The organism is Paenibacillus sp. FSL R5-0914, from assembly GCF_038004525.1.
In the GTDB taxonomy this organism is placed as follows: Bacteria; Bacillota; Bacilli; order Paenibacillales; family Paenibacillaceae; genus Paenibacillus_AQ.
In genome coordinates this window covers 94,899-112,140 of record NZ_JBBORH010000004.1, presented here as the reverse complement: position 1 = coordinate 112,140, position 17,242 = coordinate 94,899, and the positions used below count along the sequence as shown (strand labels likewise).

Annotated in this window: 13 protein-coding genes and 1 pseudogene; all 14 read left to right on the top strand. The window is 37.5% G+C overall.

Annotated elements, in window-relative coordinates:
• The first annotated feature begins 8 nt into the window (after nucleotides 1-8).
• Complete coding sequence (locus tag MKX60_RS29715) at nucleotides 9-746, top strand: hypothetical protein (protein ID WP_341061836.1); 738 nt, start codon at nucleotides 9-11, stop codon at nucleotides 744-746.
• A 22-nt stretch (nucleotides 747-768) separates the two neighbouring features.
• Nucleotides 769-7,164, top strand: coding sequence for a calcium-binding protein (locus MKX60_RS29710; protein ID WP_341061835.1), 6,396 nt, complete (start codon nucleotides 769-771; stop codon nucleotides 7,162-7,164).
• 43 nt (nucleotides 7,165-7,207) lie between these two features.
• Nucleotides 7,208-7,387 (top strand): annotated as a pseudogene (locus tag MKX60_RS29705) (manganese catalase family protein); the annotation flags it as partial.
• A gap of 412 nt (nucleotides 7,388-7,799) precedes the next feature.
• A complete protein-coding gene (locus MKX60_RS29700) occupies nucleotides 7,800-8,522 on the top strand; it encodes a phosphoadenosine phosphosulfate reductase domain-containing protein (protein ID WP_341061834.1) in 723 nt (240 codons plus the stop codon).
• 164 nt (nucleotides 8,523-8,686) lie between these two features.
• Nucleotides 8,687-9,070 carry a hypothetical protein gene (locus tag MKX60_RS29695; protein WP_341061833.1) on the top strand — a complete coding sequence of 128 codons (384 nt, stop codon included), beginning with the start codon at nucleotides 8,687-8,689 and terminating at the stop codon, nucleotides 9,068-9,070.
• A gap of 120 nt (nucleotides 9,071-9,190) precedes the next feature.
• Entirely contained in the window at nucleotides 9,191-9,430 is a 240-nt protein-coding gene (locus MKX60_RS29690) for a type II toxin-antitoxin system HicB family antitoxin (protein WP_341061832.1), read from the top strand.
• 494 nt (nucleotides 9,431-9,924) lie between these two features.
• Nucleotides 9,925-10,488, top strand: coding sequence for a hypothetical protein (locus MKX60_RS29685; protein WP_341061831.1), 564 nt, complete (start codon nucleotides 9,925-9,927; stop codon nucleotides 10,486-10,488).
• Nucleotides 10,489-10,576: 88 nt separating this feature from the next.
• Complete coding sequence (locus MKX60_RS29680) at nucleotides 10,577-10,921, top strand: hypothetical protein (protein ID WP_341061829.1); 345 nt, start codon at nucleotides 10,577-10,579, stop codon at nucleotides 10,919-10,921.
• Nucleotides 10,922-11,079: 158 nt separating this feature from the next.
• Nucleotides 11,080-11,595, top strand: a complete 516-nt coding sequence (locus MKX60_RS29675) for a hypothetical protein (protein ID WP_341061828.1) — start codon at nucleotides 11,080-11,082, stop codon at nucleotides 11,593-11,595.
• A 347-nt stretch (nucleotides 11,596-11,942) separates the two neighbouring features.
• Nucleotides 11,943-12,143 (top strand): hypothetical protein, encoded by a 201-nt coding sequence (locus tag MKX60_RS29670; RefSeq protein WP_280788578.1) that lies wholly within the window; start codon nucleotides 11,943-11,945, stop codon nucleotides 12,141-12,143.
• 211 nt (nucleotides 12,144-12,354) lie between these two features.
• Nucleotides 12,355-12,663, top strand: coding sequence for a hypothetical protein (locus tag MKX60_RS31755; RefSeq protein WP_445670779.1), 309 nt, complete (start codon nucleotides 12,355-12,357; stop codon nucleotides 12,661-12,663).
• Nucleotides 12,664-12,746: 83 nt separating this feature from the next.
• Nucleotides 12,747-13,010 (top strand): YolD-like family protein, encoded by a 264-nt coding sequence (locus MKX60_RS29665; RefSeq protein ID WP_341061973.1) that lies wholly within the window; start codon nucleotides 12,747-12,749, stop codon nucleotides 13,008-13,010.
• A gap of 364 nt (nucleotides 13,011-13,374) precedes the next feature.
• Entirely contained in the window at nucleotides 13,375-13,581 is a 207-nt protein-coding gene (locus MKX60_RS29660) for a hypothetical protein (RefSeq protein ID WP_341061826.1), read from the top strand.
• Nucleotides 13,582-14,422: 841 nt separating this feature from the next.
• The gene (locus MKX60_RS29655) at nucleotides 14,423-17,140 is read left to right on the top strand and encodes a DNRLRE domain-containing protein (RefSeq protein WP_341061825.1); all 2,718 of its coding nucleotides are present in this window, start codon (nucleotides 14,423-14,425) and stop codon (nucleotides 17,138-17,140) included.
• Nucleotides 17,141-17,242 lie beyond the last annotated feature (102 nt).

The window sequence follows — 17,242 nt, the reverse complement described above, 5'->3', positions numbered from 1 at the left end:
GACTTGTGATGAAACTTCAAAAAATACCATTCTGGATTATAGTATCAATTCTCGTGCCCTTGATTTATCTTGTTGTTGTAAATCCTCACTTTTTTGTATATCTATTCTCTTCTATAGGCTCTCCCAATTCAGGGAAAATAAAGATTGAGACACGTGAATTCATGGAACAAAGATATGATAAGCCGTTTCAGATCATAGCCCTGAAGGAAACGAATTTGAATGGATATTATGAGGGGCGCGGGATATCGGTAGAGGAAAATCTAACTTTTAGTTTCGCCAAAAGTCCAGGCAGAGCCCCGCAGACGGATTATCCGCTTAATGTGTGGGCCAAATCATTAATTGCCCCCTTTGTAGAAAACAGTGACATTAAATATGAAGCGGAATACCAATCGCCGTCTCTGTCCTTTAATGACAATATGGGACTTGATTATTGGGATAATAATTTCCTGACCAAACCAGGAAAGCTGTCTATAAAAATCTCCTTTCTGTATACCCAAAAAATGAGCAGGGAACAGATCTTTTCTATCATAAAAAAAATGAAGGTTCAAGGAGTAGGTAATTTAATCATAATGTTATACCCTATGGCAGCTTCTCCGGACGTATCTTTGTTGGATAAGCTGGGATTATCGGAATACTATGAAAAAAATTCAGGGGAATTCATTGGGACCTGTGAAATCCTTAATCAAGAACATTTGAATGACATTAATGATTTTGAAGTAGGGAATCCATGTTTGAGAGATAAATAATGTTAAAGGGGCATTCTATTATATGATAACCGATTATGAATTTATGAGACTAAGTCAGGAGATTTACAAAAAACAGACTACAGGGCCAAATCTATTGGAAATTCCTCTTCCAGAAAAATACTCCACCTCGGAAAGTAAATGGAGAGTGTTATGTGTAGAGGATCAAAATTCACAGAACGGATTTTATGGTGCATCGTTTGCACGTGTAGTAGATGGTCAGTTGACTGGGGAGGTTGTTTTTGCTTGTAGAGGATCGGAAGGGCCAATTCCTTTAAATTTGGACTGGTATAACGAGAATGTCACATTAGACTGGTATTCACAACAATTCTTAATAGGTGCAATCAAATTGTTCAAGGATACTCAGAATTTAGTGTCATATAACGAGCTCGAAAATGTTAAGTACAGTTTTACTGGGCATTCATTGGGAGGAAAATTGGCTCAACAAATGCTATACGAATGTATAGAAAGTAAAATCAGTCCGTATATTAGTGTGAATCGAGAACAAGTTGGCAAAGCAGTTATCTTTAATGCAGCCAGAACCCACGACAAATACTATCCTGACAGTAATCTGCCTCCTTCAGACTACCGTCCGAAAAATTCTATCGCATTAGACCAATATCCGGTAACGAATTATATCCTGGAAGGTGAAGTTCTAAATACTTATGTCAAAATAGGGACTCATCTAGGGAAACAGGTACAATTGCCATTCAGTTATCAAACCGGTGAACCAACCGGAACTGCCGCCAGACATAATGCGTTCAGTTCGTTTGAATACTACATGAATAACAAAGGATACTTTGATAAGGAAAGTATTATAGGTACCAATAGTTCAGATGTATTGTATGGGCGTGATTCTGCTGATGTAATAGTTGGCGGAAAAGGCAATGACACGATATATGGCCAAGCTGGCTCAGATACTTATAAATTTTTCAAGGGACATGGACAGGACATAATTAAAGAAACTCGTGATAGTAATAGTAAGATGGATGAATTGATCATTTACGGACACTCATTTGCTAATACAAAAGTTATATTCCCCTCAAGCTTAGGTAGATCCTCTATTACAAGATTAGTGAAGATCATATTCGAAGGTTCATCGGATAGTATTACTTTAGAATACAGTTATAGTTCTAACTCTACAGTAGGTTGTATTGAAAAACTATCGTTTGCGAATCCAAATACAAATGAAATTTCTAAGACTGTGAATCTAAAAGATGTTATTACTAATATCCTACATAACTATGTTCCAAAATTAAATGTAAGAAATGACTTAGAGAGATTAATAGATCCCACCAAAGCTTATATTGATCCTATAATCTTAGATTTCGATGAGAATAGTAATAACAATACAGTAAATATCGATGATAGTTCTGTTTACTTCGATTACAACAGTGACGGTTTTGCTGAGAAAACAGGATGGGCAAATCCCGCAGATGGTCTTTTGGTGAGAGATCTTAACAAGGATGGGAAAATTAATAACGGCTCTGAGTTGTTTGGGCAATATACAATGCTCAAAGATGGAACCTTGGCTGAAACCGGATTTCAAGCCTTGCTAGATTTAGATGATAACGGTGATCATATTATCAACAAGCTAGATGCAGCTTTTCAACAGTTGCAAATCTGGAAGGATGCCAATGCAGATGGTGTTACAGATTCAGATGAGTTAACAACGTTGGATGCAATGGGCATTACTGAATTTAATTTGAAGGATCACGGAAATCTGGAATGGCCGGATGGATCTACTGGTAACAGTGAAACTGGACAAGCTACTTATGGAACTAACGATGGCAAATCTCACCCTATGATTGAATATCGCATGAAAACAGCACCGTACGATACTGTGGCTGATAAATGGTTAGAAGAACCGGAGTCTATTCAGGTGTTACCGGATGTAGCTGGTAGTGGTCTTCTATATAGTTTTCATCAAACGATGATGAGGGATGCTAGTGGACAACTTAAGTTGTGGGTACAACAATTTCAGACTGAAATAGATTCGTCAGAGCGAAGTAAGTTATTAGATCGAATGATATATAAATGGACTGGGGCAGATCAGGTGGAGCCTGAAAGTCGTGGTGGCATTGTTGATGCGCAGAAGCTAGTTGTTATTGAAAAGTACTACGGCGTTAAGCAACCAGGGTATGTCCCGCCTGGCGATACTGCAGATGTGATTCGAGAATTCTATAAGGACATCAAGGAAACTGTTTATGCTCAGCTTATGGCACAGACACATTTGGCGTTCCTGTATGATGAAGTATTTATTGTTTGGAGTGCAGACAAGTTTGTCGTGGACTTAACAGGAGTCCAAAATAAATTGCAATCTTATTTAACGAGTGGTGGCAATTCGGCTAAGATGCAACTGGGTGAGTTTTTCCGTACAGCCAAACAATTATATCAAGCAGACTTATCTGGATTGAATAAGTTAGGAAACTTTTTCTCGAGTCAAAATATTGAATGGGCATGGATCGTAGAATCAAATTTGAAGAACAGTATTATTGGAACATCCGAGGGAGAACTGCTGACAGGGACAGAGAAGGACGATGCGATCTTCGGTGGTGACGGGAATGACAGTCTAAATGGGAATAAAGGTAATGATGCCTTATTTGGTGGTGCAGGCAATGATACTTATGTGATTGGAAAAGATAGTGGGACTGTCCAAATCTATGAAGATGATGCTACCGTAGGAAATACAGACAGTATCCAACTTGGTGAAGGGATTTTGCCAGATCATGTGAAGTTGAGCAGAGATCAGTATGATCTGCTAGTTTCTGTTGGTGACAATGCAAAGAAGATAAATGTCCGGAATTTTTTTAAGAGTGAGAATCAGAGAGTTGAAAGCATTGTTTTTGCTAATGGAAGTATTTGGGGCATTGAATACATATTAAGTCATGCGCTAACCGAAACCAGTGGAACAGATCAACAGGATACCTTCTATGGAACCTCGTTTGGCGATAAATATAGAGCGGGTGCTGGTGATGATACTGCTTTTGGGGGAGCTGGGTATGATAACCTGATGGGTGAAGCGGGAAATGATTACCTGGCCGGACAAGCAGGCAATGATATCTTAGATGGTGGAACAGGCAATGATTATCTTGATGGAGGAACTGGAAACGACACCTATATATTCGGTAAAGGGTATGGTAGCGATACGATTATTGATAGTGACTCAACCGTAGGTAATTATGATCGGGTATTATTCAATGCTGGATTATTGCCGAATGAAGTGACCCTTATACGGAACGGAACTAATTTAGAATTGGTTGTCACTGGAACTGATGATAAGTTGAAGATTGTTGATTATTTTGGAAGTACTAATAGTGTTATCGAAGCCCTAAGCTTCTCAGATGGAACAGTGTGGGATTATAACTATGTTTTGAATAATGCTACTGCTCCTGTGGTTGGGACAGTGGGGATTACGTTAATAGGGACGAATGGTAATGATGTTTTGCAAGGTGGGGTAGGAAATGACAAGTTATATGCTGGCGGTGGGAACGATATGCTGGACGGAGGCAGTGGGAATGATTTGTTGTACGGAAATGAAGACGGAAATGGGTTTTTAACAGACGGAAGTGACACTTATATATTTGGGAGAGGATATGGGCAAGATACTATCTATGACGTTGGCAATGTTAAAAACGTAGATACAATTAGGCTGTTAGTGAATCCAGAGGAAATAGATATTCTTCAGGATCGTTTAAATCTAGTGATTCGAATTAAAGAGACAGAAGAGCAGATAACAGTTAACTCCTACTTTGAAAATAAGAGCTATAAAGTGGAGCGGATAATATTCGCTGATGAAACCTCTTGGACTCAGACGGAGTTGGAGGCAAAGGTTAAGATGAAAGGGACGGAAGGCAACGATACATTAGTTGGTAACTATGAGCTTAATGATCAAATATATGGTTACGGGGGAAACGATAAGCTCTATGGTGATGGCGGCAATGATATTTTGGACGGAGGAAGTGGAGATGATGAGTTATATGGGGATCAAAAGTCCACAGGTGCAGTTTATAATAAGGGATATGATACCTATATTTTTGGGAAAGGATACGGTCAAGATAGGATTTATGATTATATAGGAAATGGTGATGAAGTTCAACTATTAGTAAATCCAGAAGAAGTGGAGTTGCTACAAAGCAATTTGGATTACATCTTTCGTATTATAGAGACAGGTGAGACAATCACCGTGAACAAGTACTTTGAGCGAGGTTCGAACAAAATTGAAGGCGTGAAGTTCCTGGATGGGACTGTATGGTCACAGGTTATTCTAGAAGATAAGGTGATAACAAAAGGGACAGATGGGGATGACATATTAAATGGTGTGCTTTCATTTAATGATAAAATATACGGTTTAGAAGGGAGTGACAGTCTGTCTGGAAACAGTGGAAACGATTTGCTGGAAGGTGGAAGTGGAGCAGACAGGTTGTACGGCGACAGTGGTAATGATGTATTAGACGGTGGTACTGGCGATGACATGTTATATGGAAATATAAGTAGTAATGGTACTAATAACAGTGGAGATGATACCTATGTCTTTGGCAAGGGGTATGGTCAAGATACGATTTACTGTTATACCAAAACTGGTAATCATGTTATTAATGACAATGATCTACTTAACGGTAGGAAATCTAATTTAGATACAATCCAATTATTGATTAACCCAGATGAGATAGATGTTTTACAAGAAAATAATGATTTAATCATTAGCATTAGAGATACAGAAGAACGATTAAGAGTAAACTCCTATTTTAGAGATCCATCTTACAAAGTGGAACAAGTTAAATTTGCAGATGGAACGGTATGGACACAGAAACAACTGGAATCAAAAGTGATGACAAAGGGAACAGAAGGAAATGATACATTATATGGTGTCAATGGTTATGTTGATTGGATGTATGGTTTAGCAGGCGACGACAAATTATATGGCGGTAGCGGGTCTGACATAATGGACGGGGGAAGTGGTAACGATTTGTTATATGGGAATGAGGATGGTAAAGGAACTGCTAATAGCGGGAATGACACGTATGTATTTGGGAAAGGATACGGACAAGATAGAATCTATGATATTAGTAATACTAGTACTGGAAGTACTACAAGCACAGATGTAGATACAATTCAGTTGTTGGTTAATATAGAGGACATAGATGTTATAAGGGATAATATGAATCTAATAATTCGGATTAAAGAGACCAATGAAAAAATTACTGTGAACGGGTATTTTATATCCAGCATAAATAAAATAGAACAAGTTCATTTCCTGAATGGAGCAATTTGGACACAGCAACAATTGGAATCAAGAGTGATCATCGAAGGTACAGATAATGACGATATTGTTAATGGGATTAATTATAATGTTGATAGAATCTACGGTCTAGCTGGAAATGATAAGCTTTATGGTAGTGGGGGTAGTGATGTCTTGGATGGTGGAAGTGGAGATGATCTGCTGTATGGTGATACTGATCAATCAGGATCATACTATATTGGAGATGATACGTATGTGTTTGGAAAAGGGTACGGACAAGATAGAATTTATGATGAAGGAAACGCGAAAGCAGATATAATCCAAATGCTGGTGAATCCTCAAGAGGTGGATGTTCTGCAGGATAATTTAGATTTGATGATCCGAATTAAAGAAACGGGCGAGAAGATTATAGTGGATTCGTATTTTGCATCCTACAAGCATAAAATAGAACAGGTTCAGTTTTTGGATGGAACAGTATGGACTCAAACACAATTAGAAACAAAGGTAATGACGGAAGGAACGGAATTAAATGATATATTAAACGGGGTTAACAACTTCGCGGATTGGATGTATGGATTGGGCGGGGATGACATTCTGTATGCTAGTGGTGGGAATGATGTTCTGGATGGTGGAGAGGGTAATGATTTACTATATGGAAATAAGGACGTCGCTGGTAAATCATTTAGTAGTAGTAATGATATCTATGTATTTGGAAAAGGCTATGGCCAAGATAGAGTTTTTGAAACTACATACTCGGGAGTAGACACAATCCGAATGCTGGTAAATCCAGATGAAGTAGAAGTTCTTAAAAATAATTTAGATTTAGTAGTACGTATAAATGAAACAGGTGAAAAGATAACAGTGGATTCATATTTTTCGTCCAATGTAAACAAAATAGAACGTGTGGAATTCTTTGACGGAACGATATGGACCCAGACTCAACTAGAATCCAAAATAATTAAGCAAGCTGCGACCAAAAACGCTGCTCATTTAAAAAATAATTCACTCAATGACGGAAAAGAAATACCTAATCTAGCAGCAGTTTCGACTCAAACAGAACAGCTCATCCAAGCGATGTCAACGTTCTCAGCTATTTCAGATATGGATCTGTCGCAATTTGGAAATGAAAAAGGATATACTGAGCAGCCAATAATGACTCTATCTTGGACAAAAATCTAAAATCATCTCTTGACAGAAGTTATATGACTGACAGCATCATTGTACAGAAGAATTCGCCCACCTCGAGATGATTGCCACGATGATCTATAAGCTGACAAAGGACGCGTCGGTATGCGAATTAGAGGAAGCTAGATTAGGACCGCATTTTGCAGCACATGATCATGCCTTGTTCTACAATAATGACTCAGGCGTACCGTTTACAACGGTTTATATTCAACTAAGGGTGAGCCTAAAGGAGTGAATCCGGGCTACCCTCTTTTTATTAATGAAATGTAATTAGTCTGGGACTTGACGGGTGGAAATAAATACGTTATGAATGATTTATCAATTAAAAATTCACCTGAATGTCAATATGGACAAATTAGAGATACCTGCAAGAACTGAAATATGCTAGTCTAAACTACATCTCTGTTATAAATTGCAGTTTATTGACGAATATCTGTAAATGTGGTAAATATATTATATTATGATTCATCGAATTTTCTCTTGTCGTTAGTGATTCGACAGAGTTGGAGTTGTACTGGAACACGACCAGTTCATAAATATTAGGGCTTATTTTGCCATGGAGACGATAGACACCTGTTTGGTGTCTTTTTGCGTTCCATGGTTTTTTTGTGCCTATAGGAGGAGATAAAGTGGATCCGGTAGATATTAGTCGTAAAGCTGAGCAGTATTTACTTACTGAGTTGCCTTCAGAGATGCTCCCGCTTCATGAATATGATGAAGTCCATGTCAATGTATCGGGTGGGGTAGATAGTGTCGCAACGGCGCTTGTAGCCCTTCACGGCTATCATATTCCAAAAGAAAAAATCAAGCTTGTTCATATGCGTGTCGATGGAGATCCAGAAGATACGACTAAAAGACAATTGTTTGATTGGCCGCAGACCGATGGATACCTTCAGTACTTAAGCGAAAAACTTGATCTTCCCTTAATCGTTATATGGGGTGATTTAAGTTTAGAAGAGAGAATTCGGGACCGTAAAATGTTTCCGGACTCCAGCTGCCGTTTCTGCACTTCGTATATGAAAAGAGATGTTTATGCGAAGTGGGTTCGTCAATTCGATAATTGCAAGATCCTGTTATTGACTGGTGAACGATCTGAAGAATCTAAGGAACGATCTAAGAAACCTGTTTTCATGCTTCATTCGGCACATGCGACGAACAAAAAGAATCGCACCGTTCATTGGTTGAAACCCATTAAAGATATGCTTAAACACCAGGTGCGCCAATTAGCCGCGGATTATGGAATCGAACTACATCCCTGCTATGAGTGGGTAAGCCGCTGTTCCTGTAAACTTTGCATCTTTAATACAGCTTCGGAAATGCAGCGTACCTCACGACTATTCCCTGAGGATTAGGAGTACTTAAAGCAGATGGAGGTTGACTTAGGCCATACTTTAAAAAGCCGTAATGGAGGTTCACTTTCTCTTAGCGATTTCATCCAAGAAGATCAGCTTTCTTTAAACAGCATAATGTGGAGCGCGGAACTAGCATATATATAGCCAAACGGGAGGAATTTTACATGAGTACATCAATATTTAAAGAAAAACCCGTTCAAAAAACACACCCTTCATTGATTAATCGCATGAAAAGAATCCTAGAAGAGGTTGTTATACACTCGAAGTTCCACTGCGACTTTTATAAAAAAGACTTGAAAGCAATGGAGCAATGCTCCAAATTCGCTTGGTTTGTATATGATTGTGGAACACATTTCATTCCATTAACTGAGGATGCCATACATTCTTTTGAAAATGAATGGATCTGCAATATCGATGATTTAAAACCGAACAACCTAGCGAAGAGTACGGATCGCCTATACGTTTGTAATACGAGAACAGGTAATATGACCCGTATCCATAGTTATAAAAACGGAAATCTATTAAGCAAATTAAGCCCTAGTTCATAATATTTCGGGCTCCTAAAGAGAGATAGAAGGGAAACTCACTTCTATTTTTCAATTAGGTGGCCTGACAAGGTGTTAGCCGCCCCATTAAACACTACTAATTTTCTGAAAGGAATGATGATAATGACAGCACTTAGATTACAGATCTTATTTGAAGAGGATAAAGCAGAGGGGAATGTATCTGCCTATATTCCAGTATTTCGCCTTGGTGTTCTAGGAGATACTTTAGAAGAAGCGCGAGCTAATGCTATTGATTTAGTACAAGCCGAGCTTGAAATAGCTAAACAACAGGGTAGAGCCATCCCTAAAGACACTGCGATCGTCGAGATCGTCAGCATTGATGATTATGTAAATCAGGAATAGTGATCATATCTAACAAAGTTGAAATCTCAAAGTTTTATATGAATTATATTTTTAATGAATCCATAACATTAATCCTACCTTGAAATGAAGCATACTCACAACAACATTAGGAAAGGCCGAAGCATAGTCATCACAGGCTATGCTTCTTTCTGAGTGGTGATGTCTTGTCTTCTGCATCTGGTTGCCTTTTTTATCAGATCAATCATTTAGGACTCATCATCATTTATGCATTCATATTTTAAACACAGTGTGTACTAATGAGCTATATAAATAAACTCTGATGCTATGTATGATCAAAAATTTCTGGTGCGTTAATACAAAATCTCGGAAAGGGAAGTGATGTTCCAGCTCAACAGAGCACTAATTTTTTATAGGATTCTATCGATTAATATAGAATCACTTTTATGATAGAATTAACAACGCCTATATTTTGGTAGATTTATATGTTAATATATATTTAATACCAAAATATTCTATATAAAAGGAGCTTATTCATGAAAAAATTTCTCGCAACAATGGTAGTATTTTTGTTAGTATCAGGGGGTCTAATTTCTACAAATTCTTATGCAGATCCATTATCAACATCATACCCATCATATGATTCAATTAAAAATACTAGTTCCATATTGAGTAAATTAACTCTTGAAGAATATAATAAAGTGATGGAAAATGCGATACCTATCGAATCTCTGGTTGTTAATTCTGAAGAAACAAATCCCGAACAGATTTCCGCTAGAGCGTCACTTTCATATTGGACATTTAGTAATCTCGCAGCTAATTCTTCTGAGTTTTCAAGCCAATTCACAACTTATTCCTCAAAAATTCTTCGGTTTACTGTGGTACAATGGGGAGATAGTAGTACTACAGCTCAACCATCAGTAGGTTATACGCTTGTAGGTCAAAACGCTATGGGAGAAACTTCAATTATTACTGGTAGATTTACAGGTACAAATGGGATTAAAGAAATTACAGTGCCAGCTGGCACGTATGAAGTGATGATAAGTAATTTTAATAATTATACAATTTCAGGTAATGGTTATATTAATTACGCCAACTAAATAACCTATTAATTATTGAATTGAACAACGTTATATTAATATTTGCTTACATGTTATAATACATTTTTTAAAGAAGGGAGGAGTGATTGTGAAAAAGCGGTACCGAGTGATTGTTATAGCGCTTAGTCTTGCTGTCGTTCTTGGAGGAGGGGCAATTATTATTAAAAATCAAACTTCTGCTGATGGAACCAGCCTACAAAATGAGGTTCCTTCAACATCAAGCCTAATTTCTCCTGAGAAAAAGAAACAGTATGCGGAGGAAGTTCTATCTAAACCAGTATCAGTCATACAAACTAAATATGGGGACTTTTATCATATAGAGGTTCCGAATGAATATTTAAGTGACGAAGTTGCAGATTTTGATAATAATGAAGTTGCAAATTCTAAAACAAAACAGATTATTTTAAAAACGTTTGTTTACGAAAAGAAATAGATTAAAATTAATGTTTTCTTAAACCTTCTCCAAAATGCCGTTTTTACAACAGGGTTATCCCTCCCTGAAATAATTACCATTTCAAGAGGAAACACCTCTCACAGTAACCACTGGGAGAAGTGTTTCCTCTTTTCATTTTATTTAGGAGGAATCGATTAATGAAGCAGCAATCATTAACATGTACTCATTTAGACATTCGTGAACAAACCACATATTATTTGCAGTCCATTTATAGGTTGATTTTAGGACAGCATGCTCAAGAAGTATCCATCATGTTATCGAGATATGGTGGTATTAAAGCACGCTTTGCAGTGTTCGCGCTATTTACAAGTACCGGTGAAAAGTACATTTTGTCAGTAGAAAATCTGATCACAGCAAAAGGCACACTTATGGCATTTGAAGGTGAATGGGATAGTGATGTAGCAATTAAAGCTTCGTACCCATCTATTACTGCTTGCTTTCCTGGCTTATCTCAAAGTACTTATCGCGGTTTATTAGTTGAGCTGCTTGCAATCATGTATAGAGTCCTCACTATATTTGACTCCCAGGATGCCTATGATAACTCTGCAGCTGGAATTAACAGTCGCATGACTGTAGATTGTTATGAAGTTCTTACGGATGTAGAGTGGATCGAGGATATGATGCATGAATACGATAGAGAATCGATCGCTTAAAACGAATGGATACTTTCCTGCAGCCGTAACATTAACATGTATGAAAAAGAATACTCGAGTCAATAAGTAGCACTTAAGCGCTTCAAAATCAAGTCATTATAAACACCCTGCACAACATGCCTGAGTGGTTGTTTAAGGCATTCGACGATTAACTCAAACGACAAGCAACAATAGATATTGGAGCGGCTTAGGATCGCTCCAGATTGGTTATCTACGGCATTAGTATGGTCTGCCGCTACATGCTCACATAGCCAGAATGAAAAGTAGTTAATTATTTCAAAACGTTGATAAACAAACATGTGTTCGTGTATAATGGAAACAAACGTTCCTATTCGGAGGCGCTCTTTATGCAAATACAGACTGGCCAGAGAATTGAAATCGTGTATCAGGATAAAAGCGGGAAGATTACACAACGAATAATAGATGTGGACGGTATTCGTAACGGCAGAATACGCGCTACTTGTTTGAGGAACGGAGCACCAAGAGTGTTTTTAAACGATAATATCCTTGCTTGGCAACCGGTTAAAAAAAGAGGAGAAATAGCATGAGTAAAATTTATCAAAAGAAATGTGAGTTCTACTTCAGCCCTTACAGTATTTAGTGAGCTGCTAAAATACCCATGGATTATCCGAAAAATATCAGCGGATAAAAAGTTCCTTGGGCACATCATAGCCATCTACAGATTTGATATAGGTTTGGAACACAGAGAATCGTATGAACGTAAAGATAACGCGTTAAGCGCCTTAAGTATGCTTTGGCATGCTTAGCGACACAGCACGTAAGCTAATTATGATAATGAAGCATTCTTCGGTTTATCATTCTCATATGCCACCCCTCAAAGAACTAGAGATCAAAAGCGGGCGCACTCCCAATAAAATTTATAAGGCATTTAAAGAACTAGTTGATAAAGATTATATCGAATGGGAGCCCCACGCTGCCTTAGAGAGGGCTGTAATCATTAAAGGTTGGGAAACTCCTGACATAAGACTTAAAACCTCCCAGACAGACGTACACGGGATAGGGTGGGGCGTGGATGGAGGTAATATCGAATACTGGACAAAATATTAGGAGGATGAAATAGTGAGAAAAAAGCTAGAAGGGAATGGACTTTGGGAGAGTAGTCGAATGATTATGCCGGACACGAACGACGTATAATTGCAGATCAGCGTAATCAAGAGATTCGCTACAAACCCGATCTTGATCCACAAGCATGGGATGAAATCAATGAAGTTGTGGCTAAGTCAATTGAGGATCATAGTGCAATCACATTAACTATGTTCGACCCTAATGAGAATATAGTTATCGAAAGAATTGCTACGAGGATCGATAAACAATTGAATCAAATCAAAATGAGATGGCCAAACGATGACTATGATTGGATCAAAATAGATAATATTATTAGTGCTAATGTATAGCAGATATAGTATTAATGAAAATGAATGATTCTGATACCTATAGCTTGATTATCTAATAATAATTTCGAAAGATAATAGTATAACAATGTATATTTTAATAGATGAATGCTTATATTATTATATGAATAGGGATAAAACTGCTAGAAAGAAACCTGTACTCTTTATGAGTGCAGGTTTCTTTCTGTAGCTATACAATTTTTCTTGTTATTTGAAAAAGAAAATTTGTAATATATCAGGACAAGGATAATTCGCACGAATCCGATTGAAAGAATTTGACATCACAGAAATTACATGGCATACTAACTAAAGTCAAAGAAAGTCAAAGTCAAAGGTGATATCAAACTCCATGAGAGGGGCCAACCATATGGCTATGTATCCAGGAAATCGTGATTTATCAGAACAAGAGATTCAAGCTTTAACCAAGCGGATTGAAGATCAAGAAAATGCAACCAACATTCGCTACATCGGGGCTTCAGCAGCTTCCTATAAGTTCCAGGGAATTGTCGACAATAAAGAGCTCACTTTCAGCGTGGACAACGAGTCTTTCTTCATCATCACCGAAGAGGACTGATTTGTAAGCTTTGTTATCGAGATTTCTTCAAAAAGTAGAAACTAAACATGAAAAAAACGCTACCTGAAAACATCAGGAGTGATTTTTTCATGTTTATTATGTATAAAAAGCCGGTTGGATTAAAAATGTAAGAAGACAAGAACTTGTACCGTTAACCATGGAGTCAAGAAGTCAATGAGAAGGACATTGTATTAAGAGGATTTATTCTTTTATTGGTTGTTAAAAACACCTTTAATTTCTCCTTATTCATTAGAAGTGTTTTATGGATAAATATTCTAACTAACTTGAACGCAGTTCAACAAAAAGTAAAGGTGAACTTAAAAAACTTTGAACCTGAATCCGTACACCTATGTCCATAACGATCCAAACACCTATAGCGATTCTAGCGGAATTTATCCTTCCTATTCCCTGTAGTGATGTATGTATCAAATGTGGTAGTCAAAACAGCGCTAGATTTCGGACTTGACTACGTGATGGCGATAGTATTAACTCTCTTTGCCAAGAACTATACATATATGTGCATTATATGAATTCAGTTCTGTGATTTGTTGACATTTACCGAGAATTTTTAGAAGGTTTGTCGAATAGATTGAAAAAATGGAGAAAGTATTCTATTTTAAGGTTGGAATATAAAAAAAGTGGAAGGGAGAGTGGGTATCGCGTTTGCTTATATACATTTAAGTATATTTACTATTCACATTTTTTGTAACCGTTTTCTAACATCTGCATGATGATTCTTTTTTGGATTCTATTTCTTAGTGATGAATCCCTAATTGAATTGCAGATGTAATTTATCATTCAGAATGCAAAGGTTTGCACAAAGGTTGGAGGAGACAATTATATGCAGAAAACAATCAAATTTATCATTTTTCTGATGTTGTTTTATTGCCTGATCCCAGTATCAAACGTTTACTCTGTTGAATCAAGTAATTTCCCTTCAGAAGAAGAACTTGAAACCAAGGAGCAACCTGTTATTCCGGCTGATACAAAGATTTATGACCAGGATTACTTCAATCCTGAAAACCTAGTATCTAAAGCCAGGACAGAAATCATTGAAATGCGTACTAGCAACAGTAAAGTGTTTGGATTAGAGGATGGTACATATCAGACTGAATATTATAGCGACGAGATACATTATTTGGATGTGAATAATCTTTATCAAGAGATCGAACCAAAGCTGGTAAAGGAAGCTGAAATTAAAAACCTGGCGGCTTCAGATATGTCCAAAGAAGCTGCATCAGAATTAACAAGTACTAAGCAAAATAATTCACGTAAAAGCATTGTCAATGATGATTACATTTCAACGGCAACTCCTTTTAACATCAGAATGCCGAAGAATTTTGCGACAGGTTATTCCATCGGAAAAGAACAGGAAAAACTGACCTTTATTCCAATGAATGCTTCTGTAAAAGCGGTAGGAACCAGGGATCAGAAAGTAGATAATAAGGTTACCTACAGTGAGGCTTGGAAGAATACAGACGTTGAACTTATTGTTACTAATAAAGGGATTAAAGAAAATATTATTCTTAAGAATCAAAACACTCCAGCCAAAATATCCTTTGAGGTGGTTGGCGAACTGAATCAGAAGTTGGCAAACAGCGCTCTGCGAATAGATCCGGCTTGGTTGATCGACAACAAGGGCGTAAGAAGAGACGTATTAGTAACTAAGAGGAATGAAAAAAATCAAACCTACCTAGATCTTACCTGGGATTCAGCTGGACTGGCATATCCTGTGATCATTGATCCAACAGTTGGCTCGATAGGTACTGCAGATGATACATACACAGACAGTGAAAACCCAACAATCTTTCATGGAGACGACAATATATTGCAAGTATCAAAGAAGGGCACTAATCACAGCTGGAAGTATAAGAATGCCTATATTAGATTTCCTCTGGATTTTGTTCCTCAGTCTGGCAGTACAATTATAAGTAGTATATTGAGAACAAGAGTAGTGGGTGTCTCGGGTTATTATAATGCAGACATTCAGCCTTATCGTGTAACAGGGGTCTGGGATAAATATACGACTTACAGTACTTCACCGACCAGGACTTACACAAATGCAGGGACTGTTTCGAAAATTTATTATAACGGTGAAAAAACATTTGCTTATTGGGATGTTACGGCAATGACTAAAGACAGTCTCTCCAGTGGAAGTATCTCAATCGGCCTATATTCAGTCGATACTAATTACACCAATCAAGGTGCTGATGTTTCCTTCGCTTCCTACACCTATCCTGGTTGTACGTGTGATAATTCGATGTTATTGGTGAGTTGGAAGAATAATGGCGAACCTATACAAGTGCCAACGGCAACTTTCTCAAATCCAAGCTACTTTTCAACTTGGAATCAAAAGTTAACATGGAACTATGCCTCAAGCTCTCTCTTTCAACAAAAAATCCGAATTACTGCTATAAAAGAAAATGGATCTGAAACGTATGATTCCGGCGAAGAGCTTTCTTATGAGAAGTATAAAAATGTCGCGCTTTCCGATGGGACATGGACCCTTAAATTAAAGGTGTTTAACGGGGAAAGCTGGAGTGCGGAAGCAGTCTCCACTATCAGCATCAATACCCGCCCCCTGCTGATTGATAATATTTCTGCAAATGTAGACAGTGGAAACAATGTCAATTTCTCATGGAATCCGACGAATCAAAATCAGCAGCAGTATCAAATTATTGCTATGAGAAAAGGATTTTGGGAAGTGTTTAATTCAGGTATAGTCACAAATAGAGCAACGAAAAAATACCTGCTGAAGTTAACGGAAGGAACATATGATTTTGCCATTCGAATAGGGGATGGACTCAGTTGGAGTTCGTGGTACATTTTATCGGACATTTCGGCTGCAACTCGTTTTATAAATTATGAATACAACACATCGAATCGAATTGTCAGTACAACCAATTCCTTAACTGGTATTCAAGTAAATTACACATATGACAGTAACGGGAATCTCCTTAAGAAAGTCAAAAACAATTTGCCTTTAGATGCTTTGATTGCAGAGGGTGATCCTAAAGAATGGCCATCGAGGACGGTTTTCGTAGAGGATGGGTACGATGATTTTATTAATCAATCGGTCAAACAACCAGAACGTGATATACGAAAAGTATATATGGACACTGATGCTTCTAATCTTTATATAATGATTGAACTCGGTCGCACTTCAGATTATGATCTCATCTATCCTCACGGCTTCGATGACGATAATTACTTCATCTACCTACCAATGAATGGTGCAACAAGTTATTCAAACAAGAGCAGCAATGGTACTTCACTTGGTTCATTTGAGGCTCATTATCAAATAAGAAGTTTCCATGAGAACCTCGTAGACGTCATTAAATTTGCTAACGGATCTTGGTCCAATTCACCAGTATGGACTGGCAAACATGCAGCTGATGGAATTGGCTCAAAGAGAATACTGAATTCGGGGAAAATGGCGACAAGTGCGATCTTGGAACTGAGAATTCCATTAAGTGAAATTCCAAATGCAAACTTAAACAAGGCGGTGATCATTGCAGCCAGTGATACTGTCGACGCGGATATAGCTCAAAAAAATTAGAGCTCGTAGATGCATGAAGGAAGATAAAAACCAGAATTAGGGTAAAAGGAATGCTTCTTTAAATCTATCATACAGTACATGAAAACTATAAAATTCTTAGAT

Coding starts and splice junctions, on each gene's coding strand:
- MKX60_RS29710 (WP_341061835.1), top strand. CDS start 769: ATGATAACCGATTATGAATTTATGAGACTAAGTCAGGAGATTTACAAA.
- MKX60_RS31755 (WP_445670779.1), top strand. CDS start 12,355: ATGCTTAGCGACACAGCACGTAAGCTAATTATGATAATGAAGCATTCT.
- MKX60_RS29695 (WP_341061833.1), top strand. CDS start 8,687: ATGAGTACATCAATATTTAAAGAAAAACCCGTTCAAAAAACACACCCT.
- MKX60_RS29670 (WP_280788578.1), top strand. CDS start 11,943: ATGCAAATACAGACTGGCCAGAGAATTGAAATCGTGTATCAGGATAAA.
- MKX60_RS29715 (WP_341061836.1), top strand. CDS start 9: ATGAAACTTCAAAAAATACCATTCTGGATTATAGTATCAATTCTCGTG.
- MKX60_RS29690 (WP_341061832.1), top strand. CDS start 9,191: ATGACAGCACTTAGATTACAGATCTTATTTGAAGAGGATAAAGCAGAG.
- MKX60_RS29675 (WP_341061828.1), top strand. CDS start 11,080: ATGAAGCAGCAATCATTAACATGTACTCATTTAGACATTCGTGAACAA.
- MKX60_RS29685 (WP_341061831.1), top strand. CDS start 9,925: ATGAAAAAATTTCTCGCAACAATGGTAGTATTTTTGTTAGTATCAGGG.
- MKX60_RS29660 (WP_341061826.1), top strand. CDS start 13,375: ATGGCTATGTATCCAGGAAATCGTGATTTATCAGAACAAGAGATTCAA.
- MKX60_RS29655 (WP_341061825.1), top strand. CDS start 14,423: ATGCAGAAAACAATCAAATTTATCATTTTTCTGATGTTGTTTTATTGC.